Genomic DNA, 17,752 nt, shown 5'->3' on the forward strand with positions numbered 1-17,752 from the left:
CTGGTGGGGGTGGGGCGGGCGGCGTATGCGCTGCAGGGGCCGAACGTCGAGCGGTGCCTTCTGACGGTGGCGGCGGTGGGGGCGCTTCGGGCGAAATACTTTCCGCTGCCGGAGGAGAAGGTGGCGGGGCTGGAGCGGCTGGTCGAGTCGCTGGGGCGGGAGTGCCGCGAGTGCGGCCGTCCGATCGCGCGGCCCGAGGAGGCGTGCCTGATCTGCTGGGTGGGGCTCCACGAGGGCTGCGGGTCGCGCGTGGAACGCCTGGATACGGGCGCGGCCGGACGGGTCTGCGGGGAGTGCCGGCGGCGGGATCTCGAAGGGGAGGGGATCCTGATTCCGGATCCGGGGACGCTGTCGCCGGCCGACTGGCTGCGCGCGGCGGGGTACCGGACGCAGGTCCTGACCCAGCGGCTGGAGCGGGCGGCGGGCGAGATTCAGGCGTCGATCCGCTCGCTGGGCGAGAACGCCCATCAGCTTCGGCGCGATCTGGCGCGGGACCTCGAGCGGACCGTCCGAGGGGCGTTCGGCTATCTCTACGTCATGTTCTTCACCACGGTTTTCCTGACGCTTTTCGGGATCGCGTACTTCAAAACGTCGGGCATGGTTCCGCCCGGGGACTTCCATCCGGCGAAGTTCTTCCGGCTGTCGAGCGCGGTGATGGTGGGCGTGCCGCTGGCGGTGTGGCTGGCGGGGGCGCTTCTTCGGGCGGCGCGGAACGCGCGGCGGGAGGACTACGAACGGCGGCCGGACGGGCGGCGGCTGTCGCTGCGGGACTATCTCTTCGGGTTTCTCTACTACGACAATCCGGTGGAGAACATCTGGGGGCCGATCGCGCTCATCGGGGCGACGCTCGCGGCGCTCATGTGGGTGTTTCTCGGCCGCTGAAGGAGGGGCCGGTCAGTCCCGGAAGGCGGCTGTGGCGGTGTCCTGGAGGACGCGCCGCAGGTCCGAGCGGTCGGCGTTGGGGAAGTTGGAGCGCTGGACGAGGAGGATGTAGTACGCCTCGCGCCGGGGATCGATCCATCCCTGCGTGCCGAAGGCGCCGCCGTGTCCGTAGCTTCCGGGGGAGAGCGCGGCGGTGACCCCCTGAGGTTCGCGGACCACCTGCCATCCGAGCCCCATGCCCATGCCGGGAGTGAAGCCCGCGGCCATGCCTCCAAGCTGGTCGGCGGTCATCCGGGCGACGGCCCGTTCGCTGAGGAACCGGCGGCCGCCCGCGACGCCCCGGTCGAGCATCATCTGATAGAAACGCGCCAGGTCGGGGGCGGTCGAGTAGAGGCCTCCGGCGGGAAGGGGATATTGCCCCTGGGGCGCGTCGCCCAGGAAGGGCTCCACGGGGGTCAGGCGGTCGGCATCCCGGCGGTAGAGGCGGGCGATGCGGGGGGCGCGTTCCGGCGTGGGGTAGAAGAACGTGTCCTTCATGCCCAGGGGCCGAAAAAGGCGTTCCTCGAGGAATTCCTCGAAGCGTTTTCCGGAGGCGACTTCGACGACGCGCCCGAGGACGTCGATCCCGGTGTTGCAGTACGCCCACTTCGTGCCGGGTTCGAAGGCCGGAGGGCGGGCGAAGTGAGGGACGGCTTCGGCGAGGGTACGGTTTCGTTTGGCGTAGAGGTCGCCCATTTCCTTGGGCGGAGCCCCCGGAATCCCCGAGGTGTGGGTGAGGAGGTGGCGCAGGGAGATCGGCTTGGGAGTCTGGAGCCGGCCGAATTCGGGGACAAAACGCGCGACGGGATCCTCGATCGAAAGCTTGCCTTCGTCCTCGAGCATGAGGACGGCGACGGCGACGACGGGTTTGGTCATGGAAGCGATGCGGAAGATCGTATCGGGGCGCATGGGGTCGCGCGCTTCGAGGTCGCGCCAGCCCAGGGCTTCGAGGAAGACGACCGTTCCGCGGCGCCCGACGGCGGCGACGAGGCCCGCGACTTCGCCGCGATCGACGAATTCCTGGAGGCGGGGCCGGAGAAGGGCGAGCTTTTCGGAATCGACGCCGGGCGAGGGGGTCGCGCAGGACGCCAGCGCCGCCGCGATCAGGCACGCGAGGCGTCGAAGGAGCGGAGGGTTCATGGCTCCGAGCTTAGCTTCCCGCCGCTTCGGGAACAACGGTTCGGCGCTTCAGCGGTTTCGGCGCCGGAACGCGGCCAGGGCCGTCGCCAGGACGGCGGCGAGGAAAGCGGGCGGCGCGACGGCCGGCGCGGAGATGGAGCTTCCGCATTCGCAGTGTCCGTCAATGAGGCCTTCCTCGTGTTCCTTGACGGAGGAGCCGCCTCCGGAGGCGGTCCGGCTTGCGGAGTCGATATTGGAATCGGGGCTTTCCTGCCCGTCCAGAGAGACCGCGCGGACGAGGTAGAAGTACGTCTGTCCGGCGGTCGCCGTGCAGTCGGAGTACGAGGTGGAGGTGACGTTGGAGGCCAGGGCGGTGAACGAGCCGGGGGCTCCGGTGGTGGAGCGGTAAACGGTGTAGCTCTGAGCGCCGGTGGAAGCGTTCCAGGTCAGAAGAATGCACGTGGGTCCTCCGGCGGCGTCGAGGTTGGTGGGCGCGTTGGGCCGCGTGCTGAAGGTCCAGGTGCGGATGTCCTGGATGGCGTTGAGGCCGCCGGTGGCGCCGGTGAAGCCGACGTGGGCGGTATTCCCGCCGATCGTCGAGGGGATGTCGATCGTGTAGTTCTGCGTTTGCGACGTGTTGCTGCCGGTATCGGTAATCGTGACCTGGAGGGTCGTTCCGTCGTAGACGAGCCGGGCCCGGAAGATGTTGCCGTTGTGGAAGTTGAGGGTAAGGGTCGTTTGATTTTCGGCTTGAGGGGCGGCGCCGTTGGTGAAGATTCCGGTGTAGCTGCCGCCGTTCGGGTAGATATCGAAAGCGATCGCGACGCTGGTGGGGATTCCCTGATAGCCGAGGTTGCCTCCGCCGCCTCCCAGGGCGGCCGCTCCCTGGCGCTGGAGGACGAAGCAGATTCCGTCCGCCATGGGGTTGCTGCCGGGGGTGAACTGGAACGTAAAGGTCGTGGCGAAGGCTTGGACGTTGACTTGGGACGTGCTGAACGCGCTTCCGGTTTGGCCGTTGACGGCCGGGGTCAGCCGCAGGACCGTCAGCCCCCCGGAAGACGCCGTGGCGGCGTTTCCGTTCAGTTGCATGTCGGAGGTCGAGGCGAACCCGCCGGAATGATCGATCGTCTGCGCTTCGGCGGCCGCCGCGGCAAGGACAAAAGGAAGCGCGCCTACAGCGATCCGGAATCCTCCCATGGCTCTTTCGCCTCCCCAACAACACGAGCCCAAGGGTGGGATCCCGCCCCTCAGAAATTGTAGACGATGGGTATGAAGCATGCAAGATGCATCCGCTTTCGATTGGGGGGCTCCCCTCCGCCTGGGGAAGCTCGACAGAGATGGCGCCGATGCCGGGAGCGGAGCATCCGGCTCCGGCGAGAGCCCTTCCAAAATAGCGGCCTCATGTCAGAATGGCAGGAACATGGGTTATATGAAGATAAATATTATAAGTTTTTGTATTACAACAGCTTGTAAATTAAAATCGTTTCGTGTTTGGCATGTAATTTGCATTTTGCATAAGCGCAAGGTTGAATCGGGTCGTCTGCGAGACGGTCCGGGAGAGAACGAAAGGAGGTGACGCGGAATGTTCGGGACTTTGGCTCCGACTCGGTTGAGCCGGTTCGAGGACGAGGTGGATCGGCTCTTCCGGGAGACGTGGGAAAGCTTCCCGAGGTTCGGGGCGTGGTTCTGGGAGGATCGTGTGGAGTATCCGGCCCTGAATCTCTGGGAGGACGGCGACAACCTCTATGTGGAGGCGGAGCTGCCCGGCCTTAAGCCGGAGGATCTCGAGTTGACCGTGCTCGGGGATGAGCTTTGCCTACGCGGCGAGCGCCGTTGGGAGGAAAAGGAAGGCGTGACCTGGCATCGGCGCGAGCGGGGGTTCGGGAAGTTCGTGCGGACGATCCGGCTGCCCTCGCCGATCGCGTCCGACCGCGTTCAGGCGTCCTTCCACAACGGCGTGCTGACCATCACGCTTCCCAAGGCCGAAGCGGCCCGCGCCCGCAAGGTCGAGGTGAAGCGGATCGAGAAGAAGTAATTCGGAGGAAAGGAGGTGAGGAAGCATGATGATGGAGCTCATTCGTAGGGGGCTCGGCACCGACCTCGGTCGTCCGGAGTCCGCTTACGAAGGCCTCACCTTCGAGCCTCGGGTGGACATCCTGGAGAACGAGGCGGAATACATCCTCACCGCGGACATGCCGGGCGTCGATCCCAAGGACATCGACGTGCGCCTGGATCAGGGCACGCTTATGATCCACGGGAAGGTGGCGGCCCGCCAGCCCGAGGGCACGGCGTACCTGATTCGGGAGTACGGCGTCGGCGACTATCGCCGGACGTTCGATGTCGGCGAGGGGATCGACCCCGAGCGAATCTCCGCGGAGTATTCCGACGGCGTGCTCGTGCTCCACTTGCCGAAGGTGGAGGCCGCGCGTCCTCGGAAGATCTCCGTGACCGCGAAGTAGAGATTGCGGACGTGAATCGGCTTCCGGTTCCGGGGATTCCGACCGACCGGGAGGAACCCCGCAAACCCGTCCCGTGCCGTTGGCCCGGAAGGCGGGTGAGGGGTCCGCCTCACGCGGCGGCAGGCCTCCCGATCCGGATCGGGACGCTTATCCCTCACGGGCGGCCCGGGCGGACGCCGCGACCCGTGCGCGCGTCCGTGACCGCGGCTGCGGTCGACGCCCCGGCGGAGCACCGCCCTGCCGGTCGTCGGCCCGCCCGCGCCGCGCCGGTTTTTTCGCCCGAAGAAAAATTCGTTCGCTTTTCAAGGAGGTGAGGGCCGATGAAGCTGGTTCCCTTCAAGAAGAAGAGCGGGAGGAACGGCGGCCTTCTCCGGGGCGGCGACGGCGCCTCCGCCTTGAGCCGCTTCCGGGCCGAGATGGACCGCCTCTTCGAGCGGTTCTTCCGCGATCCCTGGAGCGTCTTCGACGAGACGTCCTGGGCGTCGTCCTGGGGCTGGAATCCCGCGCTGGACGTGATCGACGGCGAAAAGGAAGTCACCGTCCGCGCGGAGATCCCCGGCGTCGATCCCAAGGACGTCGAAGTCACCGTCTCGGGCAATCTCTTGACGATCGCGGGCGAGAAGAAGGACGTCTCGGAGGAGAAGGGAAAGAACTTCTATCGCTCGGAGTGCTCCTACGGCTCCTTCCGGCGGAGCGTCGCCCTGCCGGAGGGCGTGGACGCCGACAAGGTGCAGGCGGAGTACTCCAACGGCGTCCTGACCGTCCGTGTCGCCAAGTCCAAGACGGCGGCGCCCCGGAAGATCGCGATAACCGCCAAGTAGCGCGTTCCCGTCGTCGTCCTCCCCTCCTTACGGTCCACGGGGCGCCGGTTCCAAGGCCGGCGCCCGGTGGACGCGTCCTCTGCGGGAGGTGTCGGATGCCCCTGGCGTACCGCGACGGCGAAGAGCTTCTGACCGACCTTGAGGCCGAACGGATCTACTGCGTGGTCGACGCGCTGGGCTTCGACCGCGACGGCTTCATCCTGCCTCTCAAGACCGCCTCCGAGGGAAAAATTCTGTCGATGCCGGACGGACGGATTCTTCTTCGTCCCCCGGGAGGGGCGGCCTTCGAGGCCTGGTTGGCGGAGCTTCCGGCCCGCCTGCGGGAAACGGACCTTTCGCGCGTTCCGCGCAAAGGAGACCCCGATCCGAAGCGCGGCCTCACGTCGCTCCGACAGCCCAGGCCGGTCGGAACCCGCCGGTACCTCGCCGGGGCCGCGTAAACGCGCGACCGCTTCCGAGGCTCAGTCTCATGTCACGTTGGCAGAGGCGAAGAGGATGGGAAGGATCCGGAGACGAACGGGCTGGCGCTCAGTCGGTTGTGCCGTCGCCGGCGCGAATCCGTTGGCATCGCGTTTGCACCGCCGAAGACCGGAGCCATGACTCAACGCGAGAAGATATGGACCCTTCCGGTGCTTCCGCTTCGGAACACCGTGCTTTTCCCCTTCGCCGTCCTTCCTCTTTCGGTGGGGCGGGACCGCTCCGTGGCCGCCGTCGAAACAGCGGCCTCGAAGAGCGACAACGAACTTATCGTCGTGGCTCAGCGGGACGGAACCCAGGACGAGCCGCGGTGGGAGGATCTCTACCGCGTGGGCACCCGGGCCGTGTTGCGCAAGGTCGGTCGCAATCCCCAAGGGGTCCTGGAGGTGCTCGTCCAGGGGTTGGATCGCGTGCAGATCGTGGAAGAACTCAAGGAGGAGCGTTTCTTCCGCGCCAAGGTGCGGGCGTTCCCCCTCCCGGCCGATCCCACGGTCGAAACCGAAGCTCTGCGGCGCGAAGTGCTCGACCTGGCGCGCAAGGCCCTCAGCTTCGTCAACGCGGAAGCGGCCGCCGGGGTGGCGGCGCTCTTCCAGGGAGCCACGGAGCCCGCCCGACTGGTCTACGGTCTGGCCTCGATTCTCAACCTCGAGCCGGCCAAGGAGCAGGCCCTTCTGGAGGCTCGAACCTTCGGCGAGGCCCTGCGGCTTCTCCACGAGTACCTTTCCCGCGAAGTCCAGATCCTCGAGGTCCGCCACGAGATCGCCCGCCACGCCCAGACCGAGATCAACCGCGAACAGCGGGAATATCTCCTGCGCCAGCAGCTCAAGGCCATCCGCGAGGAGTTGGGCGAGAAAAGCCCCGAGGAAGCGGAGCTTGCGCTTCTCCGGGAACGGCTGGCCAAGGCCGGGCTTCCCGAGGAGGTCCGCCGCGAAGTGGAGCGCGAGTTCTCGCGCCTGGAGCGGCTTCCGGCCGCGGCCGCCGAGTACCACGTCCTGCGCTCCTATCTCGACTTCGTCCTCGACCTGCCCTGGAACCGCCGGAGCGAAAGCCGCGTCGACTTGGCCCGGGCCCGGCAGGTGCTCGACGAGGACCATTTCGACCTCAAGGACGTGAAGGACCGGATCCTGGAACACCTGGCGGTCCTTCAGCTCAACCCCGGCGCTCGGGCTCCGATTCTTTGCTTCGTGGGTCCCCCGGGGGTCGGCAAGACTTCGCTCGGCCAGTCGATCGCGCGGGCGCTCGGGCGCACGTTCGAACGGACCAGCCTTGGGGGACTTCACGACGAGGCGGAGCTCCGGGGGCACCGGCGCACCTACATCGGCGCCATGCCCGGGCGCATCCTGCAGGCGCTCCGGCGGGCCGGCGTGCGCAATCCCGTCCTCATGCTCGACGAAGTGGACAAGCTCGGGCAGGATTTCCGCGGGGATCCCGCGGCGGCGCTGCTCGAAATTCTGGACCCGGCCCAGAACGTCGCGTTCCGGGATAATTACCTGGACCTGCCGTTCGATCTTTCGCAGGTCTTCTTCATCACGACGGCCAATCGCACGGATACCATTCCGGCTCCGCTCCTGGACCGCATGGAGGTGCTCCGCCTGTCCGGCTACAGCGAGGAGGAGAAGCTCGAAATCGCCCGCCGGTACCTGATCGCGCGCCAGATCCGGGAAGCCGGCCTTCCTCCCGAACGCCTGAACCTGACGGACGAGGCGCTGCGTTACCTCGTGTCCCGCTACACCCGGGAAGCGGGAGTGAGGCAGCTCGAACGGACGATCGGGCGGCTCGCGCGGAAAATCGCCCGCGAAGTGGTGGAAGACCCCTCGCGGCCGTCGCGACCGCTCGGCGTTCCCGAGGTGCGCGCCCTTCTGGGCCGCGAAAGCGTCTTCCCCGAGGAGATCCGCCGGGAGCTTCCTGCCGGCGTGGCCCCGGGCCTGGCCTGGACGGAAACGGGCGGCGAGGTCCTCTACGTCGAAGCCGTCCGGCTTCCGGACCGGAAGGATCTCCTCGTCACCGGCCAAGTGGGGCCCGTCATGCAGGAGTCGGCGCGGGCCGCCTGGAGTTTCGTGCAGGCCCAGGCGGACCGGCTGGGGATCGACCGCGCGCTCTTCCGCAACGCGGGCGTTCACGTGCACGTTCCGGCGGGGGCGATCCCGAAGGACGGCCCTTCCGCGGGCGTCACCATTGCGGCGGCGCTTGCGTCGCTTTACACGGGGCGTCCGTGCCGGCACGATACGGCGATGACGGGAGAAATCACCTTGACGGGGCTCGTCCTTCCCGTGGGAGGCGTCAAGGAGAAGGTGCTGGCGGCGCGGCGCGCCGGCCTGCGGCGGGTGCTCCTGCCGCGGCAGAACCAGCCGGACCTCGAGGAGCTTCCCGGCGAGGTGCGGGCCGAAATGACGTTCGTTCCCGTGGACCGGATCGAGGAGGTCCTGGCCGAGGTCCTGGCGGCCGAACCGGCCGGCGGGCGCGCGGAGGTTCCGATCCGGCGCGGAAAGGTGGCCTGACGGATCTTCGGAGGAGACGATGGACGCGGGACGGATGCTCGTCGTGGCGGGGCTGCTCCTCGTTCTCGTCGGGCTGGGAATCTGGCTTCTCGAGCGCTCGGGATTCCGGGGGCTTCCCGGCGACCTGCGCTTCGAGTCGGGAAATCTCCGCGTTTACTTCCCCATCGTGACCTGCCTGGTGCTTTCGCTGATCCTCACGCTGGCGCTCTGGCTCTGGAACTGGTTCCAGCGCCGATAGGCGGGCCGTCAGAACGCGCGCCAGGTTCCGTTCTCGCGCTCCACCCGGACCCGCGCTCCGTAGAGCGCGGAGAGGTTTTCTTCCGTGAGGACGCGCCCGGGAGGGCCGTCCCGGAAGACGCGCCCGTCCTTGAGGAGCACCACCCGTCCGATCTCGGGAAAGAGATCCTCGAGCGCGTGCGTGACGAGGACGACGTGGGTTCCCGTCCGCGCCAGCCGCCGCAGCGCGCGGCGGAGCTCCCGCTGCGCGCGAAGGTCGAGGCTGGCGGCCGGCTCGTCCAGGACGAGCGCGCGCGGCCCGTGCACGAGCGCCCGGGCGATCAGAACCCGGCGGGCTTCGCCGGAGGACAGCTCATCCATGAAGCGGCCGGCCAGGTGGGCCGCCCCGAGGCGGGCCAGCGCCGCGCGCGCCCGCCGCTCCCGGGCGGGCGTCACCGGATGGTTCCGCCACAGCCCCACGGAGCTGTAGAAACCCGAGAGCACCGCCTCGAGCGCGCGGATCGGACGCGCGAACTCCCCCTGGAGATCCGCCGTGACGATGCCCAGGCGCCGGCGCAGCTCGAAAAGCTCCCAGCGGTCGCGGCCGAGGATCCGGACCTCGGCGGGCGTTCCGACGGCCGCCGGGTAAAGTTCGCGCGTCAGCAGCTTGACGAGGGAGGACTTGCCGGAACCGTTGGGGCCCAGGATCGCGACGTTCTCGCGCGCGCCGATGTCGAGGGTGAGGCGGTCGAGAACCCTTCGGCCGCCCCGCAGGAGCGAGACGTTCCGGAAGGAAAGAAGCGGCACGGAGTTCGCCATCGCCGGGGATCATATCCGGGGCCGCGCGTCCCGTCGAGCCCGGCCTCACCGATCCGACCAGAGCCGGAGCGCGCCGTCCTCGGACGCCGTGGCGACGAAACGTCCGCAGGGCGAAAATCCCACCTGCTTGATTTCGCCTTCGTGGGCGGACAGCGTGCGGACCTCGCGCCCGTCGCGCGCGTCCCAGAAGGACAGGCCGCCGGCGGCGTCGCCCGCGGCGGCCCAGCGGCCGTCGGGCGAGAACTCCGCCCACCCGAGAGGATCGGGCCGGGTGCGGACGGTCAGGACGGAAAGATCCGCCGCCCGCCAGACCCAAAGCCGTCCGGCCGTGTCGGCCGTCAGGAGCGTTTTTCCGTCGGGGCTCCAGGCCGCCGACATCACCAGGTGTCCCGGCCGCGCCGCCGCAAGCTCCGCGCCGGTGGCCGCGTTCCAGATCCGGAGTTCGCCGCGGTTGGTCGTGACGGCCACGCGGGAGCCGTCCGGCGACCAGGCCACCGAGAGGATATCTCCCTCGTGACCTCCCAGAAGAAGCACGGATCCGCCGGCCGCATCGCGGAGGCCCACTCCGTTTCGGAGGCGCCGCCAGGCCAGCCGTTTTCCGTCCGGGCTGAAGCGGACGGGGACATGGGTGATTCCGAACGCGGGCAGGGTTTCCCGTTCCAGGCCCCGTGCGATGTCCCAGATTTTGACCGACTTGTCCACCGAGCCCGAGGCCAGGAGGCGCCCGTCCGGGGAGAAGCTGAGGGAGACGACCTTGCCGCAGTGGCCGGCGAGCTCCGCGACCGGGCGGGGCTGAGCGAGGGTCCAGATTTTCACGTTTCCGTCGGCGCCTCCGGTGGCCAGGAGGCGGGCTCGGGCGACGAGGGCGAACGCTCCGAGCGGGGCGCCGTGGCCTTCGATCGAGGCCGCGCGCCGGAGGCGGTCCGGCTCCAGGCGCGCGATCCGTTCGACGGCCGACGCGTCCGCCGCCGGGGCCGCCAGAAGACCGGCGATGAGGGCCGCGAGCATGGGCGACATCCGGGGCCCGGAGGGCCCTTCAGAACTTTACCTTAAAGGACGGCGGTTTTGCGGTCTTTCTCGGCCGCGGGCGGCGAGGTGGGGGGCCGCCTCGGGACTTAACGGGGAAGGGGTGAGCCGGTAGAATTCCCTTCCGGGAGGGAACGGATGCTCGCTTGGCTCGCCGCCGTCCTGACGCTCGCCGTCCAGGAGAAGGCTTCACCCGCGTCCGCGACCCGAGTGACGGTCCTGACGGACGACGACTTTCACTTCGAAAGCGATCTGGAGGGGACGGACGCCTCCGTTTCGGTGGCCCGATACAAGGTGTCGATCGAAGTTTTCCGGATGGCCGGGCCGCAGGACCTCTTTCGGCTTTCGGTCGCGGGGGAGGCTCTCGAGTACGACTTCACGAACCTGAAGACGCTTCTGCCCGGCGCTCCGGAAGAGTTCGCCGAGGAGGTCGACGCCTACCGGATCGATCCCAGCTACACGCACGTCTTCGACGCGCACTGGAGCGGCGTTCTCTACGGCACGGTCGCCTGGGCGTTCGAGGAAGAGGGCCACATGCGCGAGTCGGCGACGGGGGCGCTGGGGATCGGCGCGTTCCACCGGTTCGGTCCCGATCTCACGCTGGGACTGGCGCTTCATGTCCAGTTCCGGATCGAGGATCATGAGTGGATTTACCCGTTGCCTTACGTCGAGTGGAAGATCTCCGAGTCGGCGCTTCTGCGCACCGAATCGAAGGCCGGCTACGGGCTGGCCTTCGAGCTGGCTCTCGACGAAGGCGGGGCGTTCGGCGTGGAATCGCGCCTCCGGTACCAGGGCCGCCGGATCCGGCTCCGCCGCGACCGGCCGATCTCGAACGGCATTCTCGACGATCAGCGCGCGCTGTGGGACATCGGCGTCCGCTGGCAGCCGCTGAGGAATCTGCGCGTCTCTTTGTACGCGGGCCTCGACGTCTGGCAGGAGTTCACGTTCGAGGACGAAACGGGGAGCAACCGGCTGGAACTGGAAACCGAAAGTTCCCCGTTCGTCGGCTTCTCGGCCAGCTGGCAGTTCTGACGGCCCCCGGGCGGAGGACCTACCGCTTGCCGCGGAAGCAGGAGCGGCAGTAAACCGGGCGGTCGCCGCGGGGCTTGAAGGGCAGGTCGCAGGGCCGGCCGCACTGAGCGCAGACGGCCTGGAACGTTTCGCGCGGGCCGAAGGAGCGCGCGGGGACGCCCGGGGGGCCGGCGTTGCCGGGCGCGCCGGCGGCGGCGCGGAGGGCGCGGGGCGGGCGGGGCCGGCGGCCGCGGTCCTCGTTGCGCATCCGGTTCATCTGGCGGCACACGGGGCACCGTTTGGGCTCGTTGCGCAACCCGAGCTGCGCGTGGTGCTGCTGCTGGCCCGCGGAGAAGACGAAGGACTCCCCGCAATCCTTGCAGGTGAGCTGCTTATCGACGTAGGTCATGGAAACCAGGATCCCCCATTCCGGCGACCGGGAGAAAACGCCGACCCTGATTAGAACGGATCGGGCGGGGGCGGGGCAACGGAAATCTGAGGCGCCCTACTCGGAGGGGTAGGCGCCCGGGTCGCGCACGAATTTCGCCAGGGCCGCCAGGCCGTCGCGGGACGGCGTGCAGTGGACCCACCAGCGGGCCTTCGTGCGCCGCACCAGCCCGGCGCGGGCCAGGTGCGCCACGCAGTGGGACACCGCCGGCTGTTTCATCCCCGACGCGCGGCAGATCTCCTCGATCGTGATCCCCCGGTCGCGCCCCGAGGCCCGGCGGCAGATGATCTGGTAGACCCGCCGGCGGTTGACGTTGGCCAAAGCCTTGAGGATCGTCGTCAGCGCGGAAGACATGGCTCACCCCCCCGGCCGGAAGCACCCGTCAGGAATATAGCCCATGGCGGGGCGGCGCGGGCGGCTCTTCGGCGTAGAGCGCGTCGATCACGGCGCGGTGCCGTTCCTCGACGATGCGGCGCCGGACCTTGAGGGTGGGCGTGACCTCGCCCCCCTCGATCGTGAAGTCCCGGTCCAGAAGCGCGAACTTCTTGATCTTCTCGAAGGGCGCCAGGCTGCGGTTCACCTCGTCCACGGCCTCCTGGATCTCCTCGCGCGTGGCGCCGGGAGCCGGGACGATGAGGGCGGCCGGGAACCTGCGGCGGTCCCCCACGACCACGGCGTTCAGGATCGCGCGGTGGAGCTTGAGGCGGTTCTCGATCGGCTGCGGCGCCACGTATTTCCCGCCCGCGGTCTTGAGGAGGTCCTTCTTGCGGTCCGTGATTTTCAGGAATCCCTCCTCGTCGAACTCGCCGATGTCGCCCGTGGCGAACCATCCGTCCCGCAGGACCTCGGCCGTCTCCGCGGGCTTGTTGTGGTACCCCTTCATGATGTTGGGCCCGCGCGCGAGGATCTCCCCGTCCGGCGCGATCCGGATCTCCACGCCGTCGAGCGGCTTGCCGACGGTTCCGAGCTTGATATCGCCGGGGCGGTTGAGCGTGAGGACGGGCGAGGTCTCCGTGAGCCCGTAGCCCTCGAGGATCGTGAATCCCAGCGAGAAGAGGTATTCCGCGACGTCCGGCGGGAGCGGCGCCCCGCCGGAGATGAAGTAGCGCATGCGGCCGCCGACCCGCGCCGCGAATTTGCGCAGTACAAGCCGCCGCGCCAGCGCGAACCTCAGGCGCAGGCCGAGGGGGACGGGCCGGCCGCGCCGCCGGAGGGCCGCTTCCTCCGCCCCCACCCGCCGAGCCCATTCGAAAAGCCGCCGCCTCCAGGGCGGAAGCGCCGCGACGGCCTCCCGGATGCGGGCGTAGACCTTCTCGTAGAAGCGCGGCACCGCTCCCATGACGGTGGGCCGCACCTCGAGGAGGTTGTCCGACACGCGGTCGATGTGTTCCGCGTAGGCGATCTGGGCGCCGTGGGCGAAGTAGGCGTAGTCGAGGATCCGCTCGAAGATGTGCGACAGCGGCAGGAAGGACAGGGCCACGTCCCCGGGCCCGAGGTCGAGCGGAGCGCACGCCGCCTTGAGATTGGAGACGAGGTTGCGGTGGGTGAGCATCACCCCTTTGGGCACGCCCGTCGTGCCCGACGTGTAAATGAGCGTCGCCAGATCCTCGGGGCTCACGCGGGCCTCCGGCGGGTCTCCCGCGGCCCGGCCGAGGAACGCTTCGAAGGGCTCGACCCCGGGCGCGGGGTCGAAGCTGACGACGGGCGGACCCGCTTTCACCTTGGCGGCCTGCTCCGCGTTTTCCACGAAGACCGCCCGGGCGCCGGAGTCCCGCAGGATGTAGTTTACGGGTTCCTCGGGAAGGGTCGTGTAGATCGGCACATCCGCCGCGCCGAGGAGCTGGCAGGCCCAGTCCACGACGGCCCACTCCACGCGGTTGTAGGAGAGGATCGCCACGCGGTCGCCGGGTCCGATCCCCGCGCCCGCCAGGGCCGCCGCGCAGGCGCGCACGCGGCGGTCGAACTCCGCCGTCGAAATGGCGCGCCACGCGCCGTCCGTCTTCTGGAGAAACCGGTCGGGGCGCGGAAAGTTCCGGATGCCTTCGCGGTACACCGCGTCCAGGGTCTCGGCGTTCATCCTTTTGAGTCTTGCAAAAGCGGTTGCCCCGATCAAGGCCGCCGCCTACGATGAGAACGTGAGTCGCGTGCGGCGCGTCCTGGCGGCGCTGCTCCTGGCGCCCTCGTTTGGGGGATGCTTTCTCCTTCCATCGGGGGAGCGCAGCCGCGTGGAGGAGGTTCCGGCCGAGCTGCGGCGGCCCGTGCTGGCCGTGCCGGCCGCGCCGGACCGGCATCCGTACGGGGACCGCAAGCGCCTGGAGGTGGGACAGTGGGCGCGCTATCGGGAGCCGCACCGGACGGTGACCTTCGCCGTCGTGGGCCGGGAAGGCGAGGACCTCTGGATCGAGGTGATCGATGAAGGACGCCCGCGCCTGGTGAGCGCCCGCAGGGTGGCGCCGGACGGGACGGTGCGGCGGGCGTTCTACGGCGAGGTGGATCCCGACGGAGCGCGATCGGCGGTGGAGCCGCAGCCTCTGGCGCAGCGGGACGGAGCGGGCCCTCCGCCCGCGCCGCCGGAAGGGGCGCCGGGACGGGAGGAGGGCGTGGAGCGCGTCCGCCTGGGCGGCCGGGAGCTCGAAGCCCGCGTGGAGCGGATTCGGTCGGAGGACCTCGAGGGGCGGATCGTTGAGGAGGAGTGGCTGTGGCATCCCGAGGTCCCGCCGGTGTACGCGGCCGGTCCGCGCGGAGGGCTCGTGCGGTATCGCGGCCCGCGGGGGACGGTGGAGCTGGAGGCGTGGGGCGGCGACGCCCGTCCGCTTCTGGAAATTCCGCGCTGAGGCGCCGGTCGGCGGCCGGACCGCGTTATGATAAAGGCGGAGGCCGTGGGGTGAGTCGGACGTCGTACAGGCCTTTCTTTTGGAGCGCCGCGGCGGCGGCCGCCGTCGGGGCGTTCGTTTTTCATCCCCTGGAGCGCACGGCCCGGGGATCGCCTTCCGACCCGGGGAGGCCGTCCCCGCGGGGCGCGTGGGTCGAGCCGCGCTCGGAGGTGGCGCACGAGGCGGACCTGGCCGCGCGCGCGGCCGAGGCGGCCGCCGACTGGCTGGAGCGCCATCAGTATTTCGAGGGCGCCTGGAGCGCGCGGTCCTACACCCAGATGTGCGAAGGCAAGGTCTGCCTGGGGCGCGGGGCGGACGAGCACGACGTGGGAGTGACGGCGCTGGCGGCGTGGGCGCTGATGGAGTCGGGGCTTCCGGTGGAGCGCGTGCGTCCGGCGGCGCGGCGGGCGCTGGCGTGGCTGGCGGCGCGGCAGGACGAAGACGGAGCGTTCGGTCCGCGGGCGGGCAAGTTCATGTACGGCCAGGCGCTGGCCACTCTGGCCTTCGCGCGCGGCTATCACATCCTGGGCGAGGGCATTTACAAGCACCATGCGGGGCGAGGCGTGCGTTTCCTGGAGCGGGCGCGGAATCCCGACCTGGCGTGGCGGTACGGCGTGCGGGACGGGGACAACGACGCCAGCGTCACGGGCTGGGTGGCGGCGGCGCTTCTGGCCGCCGGGGCGCCGGAGGTGGGCGTGGAGGTGGATCCGCGCGCGCTGGAGGGAGCGGTGCGGTTCCTCGACCGGGCGACGGACGAGCGGCACTTCGGGACCTCCTACACGGTGCGGGGGGGCGGTTCCGCGCGCCTGGAGGGGGCGGGCGGGCGGTATGAGCCCAACGAGGGTCTGACGGCCGGCGCGCTCTGGGTGCGCCTGAAGCGGGGGCTCGACCGCGACAGCTTCGCGGCGCTGGCGGCGGCGCGGCGCCTGGCGGGGAGCCTGCCCGTGTGGACGGAGGACGCCTCGAGCGTCGATTTCGCCGCGTGGTTCGCGGGGACGCGCGCGCTGGCCGAGTACGGGGATCCCGAGCTCTGGGGGGTGTGGTCGGGCCGGGTGGAGCGGCTTTTGGCGGGGCGGCAGCGCCGCTACTACGACGGATGCCTGGCGGGGAGCTGGGATCCCGTGGACAAGTGGGGCTCGGAAGGCGGCCGCGTCTACGCGACGGCGATGAACCTGCGGACGCTCGGCGTCGTCCGGGCGGGGCGCTGAACGAACCCGTCACCTCGGAGGCGGACCCTCGCGCCTTGCAGAGGCGGTTCGGGCGCGGGCCGGCGAGCGCAAGGCGCAGGGGGGCATCGGGGGGCCTCCGTCATCGGCACGCGCAGGGGGCGGGGCCGAGGGCGTGGAGCTTCCAGGCGCGGCCTTCCCGGATGAAGCAGTAGGTCTTCGCGTTCATGAGCACGGTCCAGTGTTCCGGAGCGGCGGGGCAGGGTTCGGCGTGGATGCGGGCGGGCCGGTCGGGGACGTAGGCCTCCATGAACTCGCGGCGGGGAAGCTCGCGGCCGTCCTGGCGGACCGTGTCGGCGACGAGGGCTTCGGCGGCGGAGCGGTTTCCGCGCACGAGCGAGGTGTGGATCTGGGTAAAGGACCAGCGCACGCCGTTGGCGGGGCTGGTCCAGTACAAGGCCGCGAAGAGGCCCGCGGCGGCGCCGAGAGCCAGGAGGACGAACACCCACCAGGGGCCGGGGATCCGTTTCATGACCGCAGCCGTTCGAAGGGGATCTGGACGCGGGCGAAGAAAAGCGCCAGGAGGAGAAGCGCCGCTCCCAGGGCCACGAGGTTGATGCGCAGGGTCACGCGCTTGCGCTCGATGGCGCATTCCTTGACGAGGAGTCCCGTGACGAGGAGCAGGAGAACCGCGGCGTAGAGGGCGCCGGGGGTTTCGAGGAAGAGGTCGGTGGCCCAGGAGGGGTCGGTTTCCTCGAGGACTTTCCGGTAGCGGCGCCGGGACAGAAGCGTGTGGATGCCGAGCCCGCCCCAGGCGGCCACGGCGGCCACGAGGGCCGTGAGGCTGGCGAGAACGGGGGACTTCTCTTCCGGCGGATCAACCTTCAAGGATCGACGGGGGAGAGGCGGGCTCCTCCTCGGCGACGGTGCGGCCGGTGACGACCGTGATGTCGTCGTGCTGGGGCGCCGAGCCCTGGTGCGCCTCCACTTCCTGGACCAGGAGCGACAGGAACTCGCTCGAGCTCTTGTCGGCGAGCTGCTTGACGCGCAGATAGAACCGGTTCTGACCGAACTGTTCGTGCCGCTCGTTCATGGCCTCGATTACGCCGTCGGTGTAGAGCGTGAACCGGTCGCCCTTGAAAAGCTGGATCTTCTGCTCCTTGAGCGTCTTTTCGAAGAGCGGGCCCTTGTCGATGCCGAGGGCCAGCCCGTTCGGGTTGACGAGGTGGCAGGTGTTGGAGGCTTTGCGCCAGAGGACCATCGGGTTGTGGCCGGCGGAGACGACCGACAGGACCGCCTTCTGAAGGGAGAGAATCATGTAAAAGACGGTCACGAACATGCCGCGCTTGATGTCGTTGTAGAGGACGCGGTTGACGCGGATGAGGGTTTCGGCGGGGGAGAGGGTGCGGACCGCCTCGGATTTCACGAGGGCGCGCGTCTCGGTCATGACGATCGATCCGGGGATGCCCTTGCCGGAGACGTCGGCGACGAGGATGCCGAGGTGATCGGGGTCGATCTCGATGAAGTCGTAGTAATCGCCGCCGACTTCCCGGGAAGGACGGTAGTAGGCGGAGATGTCGTAGCCGGGGATCTGAGGCACCTTGCGGGGGAGGAGGTTGGCCTGAAGCTCTTCGGCGATGGCGAGTTCATGCTCCAGCATCTTGCGCTCGACCTCGCTGAGGTCCTCGCCTTCGGCCTTGTTCTTGAGGAGTCCCATGCGCTGCCGGAGGGCCAGGCGTTTCTGGGCCTTGAGGCGCAGGAGCGAGACGGAGGAGGCGCCGGTGCTCATGGCGGGCAGGGAGGGCGGGGTATGAGCGGGTCTCCGGGGGAGTTCCCCCTCTTTGCCGAACGACCGGCGGAGCGGCGGACGGTTGCGCGGCGGGATCGGCATGTTCGGC

The 17,752-nt window shown here is 69.3% G+C and carries 20 protein-coding genes; 10 read left to right on the plus strand and 10 right to left on the minus strand.

The genetic code is table 11. The features are described from left to right. The coding region (locus tag VNO22_18320; GenBank protein ID HXG63332.1) for a hypothetical protein at positions 1 to 882 on the plus strand (882 nt) is incomplete at its 5' end. Positions 883 to 894: 12 nt separating this feature from the next. On the opposite strand, the gene VNO22_18325 is transcribed toward VNO22_18320, so the two are convergent. Then, positions 895 to 2,061 (minus strand): serine hydrolase domain-containing protein, encoded by a 1,167-nt coding sequence (locus VNO22_18325; GenBank protein HXG63333.1) that lies wholly within the window; start codon positions 2,059 to 2,061, stop codon positions 895 to 897. Between the two features lie 48 nt (positions 2,062 to 2,109). Further along, the gene (locus VNO22_18330; GenBank protein HXG63334.1) at positions 2,110 to 3,237 is read right to left on the minus strand and encodes a hypothetical protein; all 1,128 of its coding nucleotides are present in this window, start codon (positions 3,235 to 3,237) and stop codon (positions 2,110 to 2,112) included. A 385-nt stretch (positions 3,238 to 3,622) separates the two neighbouring features. Between VNO22_18330 and VNO22_18335 the strand changes: the two genes are divergently transcribed. The 6 genes from VNO22_18335 (at position 3,623) to VNO22_18360 (ending at position 8,533) form a co-directional block, all read left to right on the plus strand. After that, positions 3,623 to 4,075, plus strand: coding sequence for an Hsp20/alpha crystallin family protein (locus VNO22_18335; GenBank protein ID HXG63335.1), 453 nt, complete (start codon positions 3,623 to 3,625; stop codon positions 4,073 to 4,075). Positions 4,076 to 4,100: 25 nt separating this feature from the next. Continuing rightward, entirely contained in the window at positions 4,101 to 4,499 is a 399-nt protein-coding gene (locus VNO22_18340; GenBank protein ID HXG63336.1) for an Hsp20/alpha crystallin family protein, read from the plus strand. Positions 4,500 to 4,819: 320 nt separating this feature from the next. After that, positions 4,820 to 5,320 carry an Hsp20/alpha crystallin family protein gene (locus VNO22_18345; GenBank protein ID HXG63337.1) on the plus strand — a complete coding sequence of 167 codons (501 nt, stop codon included), beginning with the start codon at positions 4,820 to 4,822 and terminating at the stop codon, positions 5,318 to 5,320. A gap of 95 nt (positions 5,321 to 5,415) precedes the next feature. Next, a complete protein-coding gene (locus tag VNO22_18350) occupies positions 5,416 to 5,760 on the plus strand; it encodes a hypothetical protein (protein ID HXG63338.1) in 345 nt (114 codons plus the stop codon). Between the two features lie 156 nt (positions 5,761 to 5,916). Next, positions 5,917 to 8,295, plus strand: a complete 2,379-nt coding sequence (gene lon / locus VNO22_18355; protein ID HXG63339.1) for an endopeptidase La — start codon at positions 5,917 to 5,919, stop codon at positions 8,293 to 8,295. Positions 8,296 to 8,314: 19 nt separating this feature from the next. Further along, positions 8,315 to 8,533, plus strand: coding sequence for a DUF2905 domain-containing protein (locus VNO22_18360; protein ID HXG63340.1), 219 nt, complete (start codon positions 8,315 to 8,317; stop codon positions 8,531 to 8,533). A gap of 8 nt (positions 8,534 to 8,541) precedes the next feature. Here the strand turns inward: VNO22_18360 and VNO22_18365 are convergent, their stop codons facing one another. Together VNO22_18365 and VNO22_18370 are read right to left on the minus strand one after the other, a co-directional pair. Beyond that, the gene (locus VNO22_18365) at positions 8,542 to 9,330 is read right to left on the minus strand and encodes an ATP-binding cassette domain-containing protein (protein ID HXG63341.1); all 789 of its coding nucleotides are present in this window, start codon (positions 9,328 to 9,330) and stop codon (positions 8,542 to 8,544) included. 45 nt (positions 9,331 to 9,375) lie between these two features. Continuing rightward, positions 9,376 to 10,338 (minus strand): WD40 repeat domain-containing protein, encoded by a 963-nt coding sequence (locus VNO22_18370; protein ID HXG63342.1) that lies wholly within the window; start codon positions 10,336 to 10,338, stop codon positions 9,376 to 9,378. A 156-nt stretch (positions 10,339 to 10,494) separates the two neighbouring features. Between VNO22_18370 and VNO22_18375 the strand changes: the two genes are divergently transcribed. After that, complete coding sequence (locus tag VNO22_18375; protein HXG63343.1) at positions 10,495 to 11,388, plus strand: hypothetical protein; 894 nt, start codon at positions 10,495 to 10,497, stop codon at positions 11,386 to 11,388. A gap of 19 nt (positions 11,389 to 11,407) precedes the next feature. On the opposite strand, the gene VNO22_18380 is transcribed toward VNO22_18375, so the two are convergent. The 3 genes from VNO22_18380 to VNO22_18390 form a co-directional block, all read right to left on the minus strand. After that, positions 11,408 to 11,776, minus strand: coding sequence for a zinc-ribbon domain containing protein (locus tag VNO22_18380; GenBank protein ID HXG63344.1), 369 nt, complete (start codon positions 11,774 to 11,776; stop codon positions 11,408 to 11,410). Between the two features lie 96 nt (positions 11,777 to 11,872). Beyond that, a complete protein-coding gene (locus VNO22_18385) occupies positions 11,873 to 12,169 on the minus strand; it encodes a MarR family transcriptional regulator (protein ID HXG63345.1) in 297 nt (98 codons plus the stop codon). 28 nt (positions 12,170 to 12,197) lie between these two features. Continuing rightward, entirely contained in the window at positions 12,198 to 13,892 is a 1,695-nt protein-coding gene (locus VNO22_18390; GenBank protein HXG63346.1) for a long-chain fatty acid--CoA ligase, read from the minus strand. A 58-nt stretch (positions 13,893 to 13,950) separates the two neighbouring features. On the opposite strand from VNO22_18390, the gene VNO22_18395 reads away from it, so the two are divergent. Both VNO22_18395 and VNO22_18400 read left to right on the plus strand, forming a co-directional pair. Next, positions 13,951 to 14,649, plus strand: a complete 699-nt coding sequence (locus VNO22_18395; protein HXG63347.1) for a hypothetical protein — start codon at positions 13,951 to 13,953, stop codon at positions 14,647 to 14,649. Positions 14,650 to 14,699: 50 nt separating this feature from the next. Next, positions 14,700 to 15,896, plus strand: coding sequence for a hypothetical protein (locus VNO22_18400; protein ID HXG63348.1), 1,197 nt, complete (start codon positions 14,700 to 14,702; stop codon positions 15,894 to 15,896). Positions 15,897 to 15,996: 100 nt separating this feature from the next. Here VNO22_18400 and VNO22_18405 read toward each other — a convergent pair whose 3' ends face one another. The 3 genes from VNO22_18405 to VNO22_18415 all read right to left on the minus strand — a co-directional run. Then, positions 15,997 to 16,386, minus strand: a complete 390-nt coding sequence (locus VNO22_18405) for a hypothetical protein (GenBank protein ID HXG63349.1) — start codon at positions 16,384 to 16,386, stop codon at positions 15,997 to 15,999. After that, positions 16,383 to 16,742 carry a hypothetical protein gene (locus tag VNO22_18410; GenBank protein ID HXG63350.1) on the minus strand — a complete coding sequence of 120 codons (360 nt, stop codon included), beginning with the start codon at positions 16,740 to 16,742 and terminating at the stop codon, positions 16,383 to 16,385. Before VNO22_18410 ends, VNO22_18405 begins: the two co-directional genes overlap by 4 nt. Next, positions 16,732 to 17,752 (minus strand): PP2C family protein-serine/threonine phosphatase (locus VNO22_18415; protein HXG63351.1); only part of this gene is annotated, 1,021 nt, incomplete at its 5' end. The genes VNO22_18415 and VNO22_18410, both read right to left, overlap by 11 nt.

Source organism: Planctomycetota bacterium (assembly GCA_035574235.1).
Taxonomy (GTDB): domain Bacteria; phylum Planctomycetota; class MHYJ01; order MHYJ01; family JACPRB01; genus DATLZA01.

What these genes read in the sequence shown, in the direction of transcription:
- VNO22_18360 (HXG63340.1), top strand. Translation starts at nt 8,315, where the DNA reads ATGGACGCGGGACGGATGCTCGTCGTGGCGGGGCTGCTCCTCGTTCTC.
- VNO22_18405 (HXG63349.1), bottom strand. Translation starts at nt 16,386, where the DNA reads ATGAAACGGATCCCCGGCCCCTGGTGGGTGTTCGTCCTCCTGGCTCTC.
- VNO22_18335 (HXG63335.1), top strand. Translation starts at nt 3,623, where the DNA reads ATGTTCGGGACTTTGGCTCCGACTCGGTTGAGCCGGTTCGAGGACGAG.
- VNO22_18375 (HXG63343.1), top strand. Translation starts at nt 10,495, where the DNA reads ATGCTCGCTTGGCTCGCCGCCGTCCTGACGCTCGCCGTCCAGGAGAAG.
- VNO22_18325 (HXG63333.1), bottom strand. Translation starts at nt 2,061, where the DNA reads ATGAACCCTCCGCTCCTTCGACGCCTCGCGTGCCTGATCGCGGCGGCG.
- VNO22_18385 (HXG63345.1), bottom strand. Translation starts at nt 12,169, where the DNA reads ATGTCTTCCGCGCTGACGACGATCCTCAAGGCTTTGGCCAACGTCAAC.
- VNO22_18370 (HXG63342.1), bottom strand. Translation starts at nt 10,338, where the DNA reads ATGCTCGCGGCCCTCATCGCCGGTCTTCTGGCGGCCCCGGCGGCGGAC.
- VNO22_18390 (HXG63346.1), bottom strand. Translation starts at nt 13,892, where the DNA reads ATGAACGCCGAGACCCTGGACGCGGTGTACCGCGAAGGCATCCGGAAC.
- VNO22_18365 (HXG63341.1), bottom strand. Translation starts at nt 9,330, where the DNA reads ATGGCGAACTCCGTGCCGCTTCTTTCCTTCCGGAACGTCTCGCTCCTG.
- VNO22_18340 (HXG63336.1), top strand. Translation starts at nt 4,101, where the DNA reads ATGATGATGGAGCTCATTCGTAGGGGGCTCGGCACCGACCTCGGTCGT.
- VNO22_18345 (HXG63337.1), top strand. Translation starts at nt 4,820, where the DNA reads ATGAAGCTGGTTCCCTTCAAGAAGAAGAGCGGGAGGAACGGCGGCCTT.
- lon (HXG63339.1), top strand. Translation starts at nt 5,917, where the DNA reads ATGACTCAACGCGAGAAGATATGGACCCTTCCGGTGCTTCCGCTTCGG.
- VNO22_18330 (HXG63334.1), bottom strand. Translation starts at nt 3,237, where the DNA reads ATGGGAGGATTCCGGATCGCTGTAGGCGCGCTTCCTTTTGTCCTTGCC.
- VNO22_18350 (HXG63338.1), top strand. Translation starts at nt 5,416, where the DNA reads ATGCCCCTGGCGTACCGCGACGGCGAAGAGCTTCTGACCGACCTTGAG.
- VNO22_18380 (HXG63344.1), bottom strand. Translation starts at nt 11,776, where the DNA reads ATGACCTACGTCGATAAGCAGCTCACCTGCAAGGATTGCGGGGAGTCC.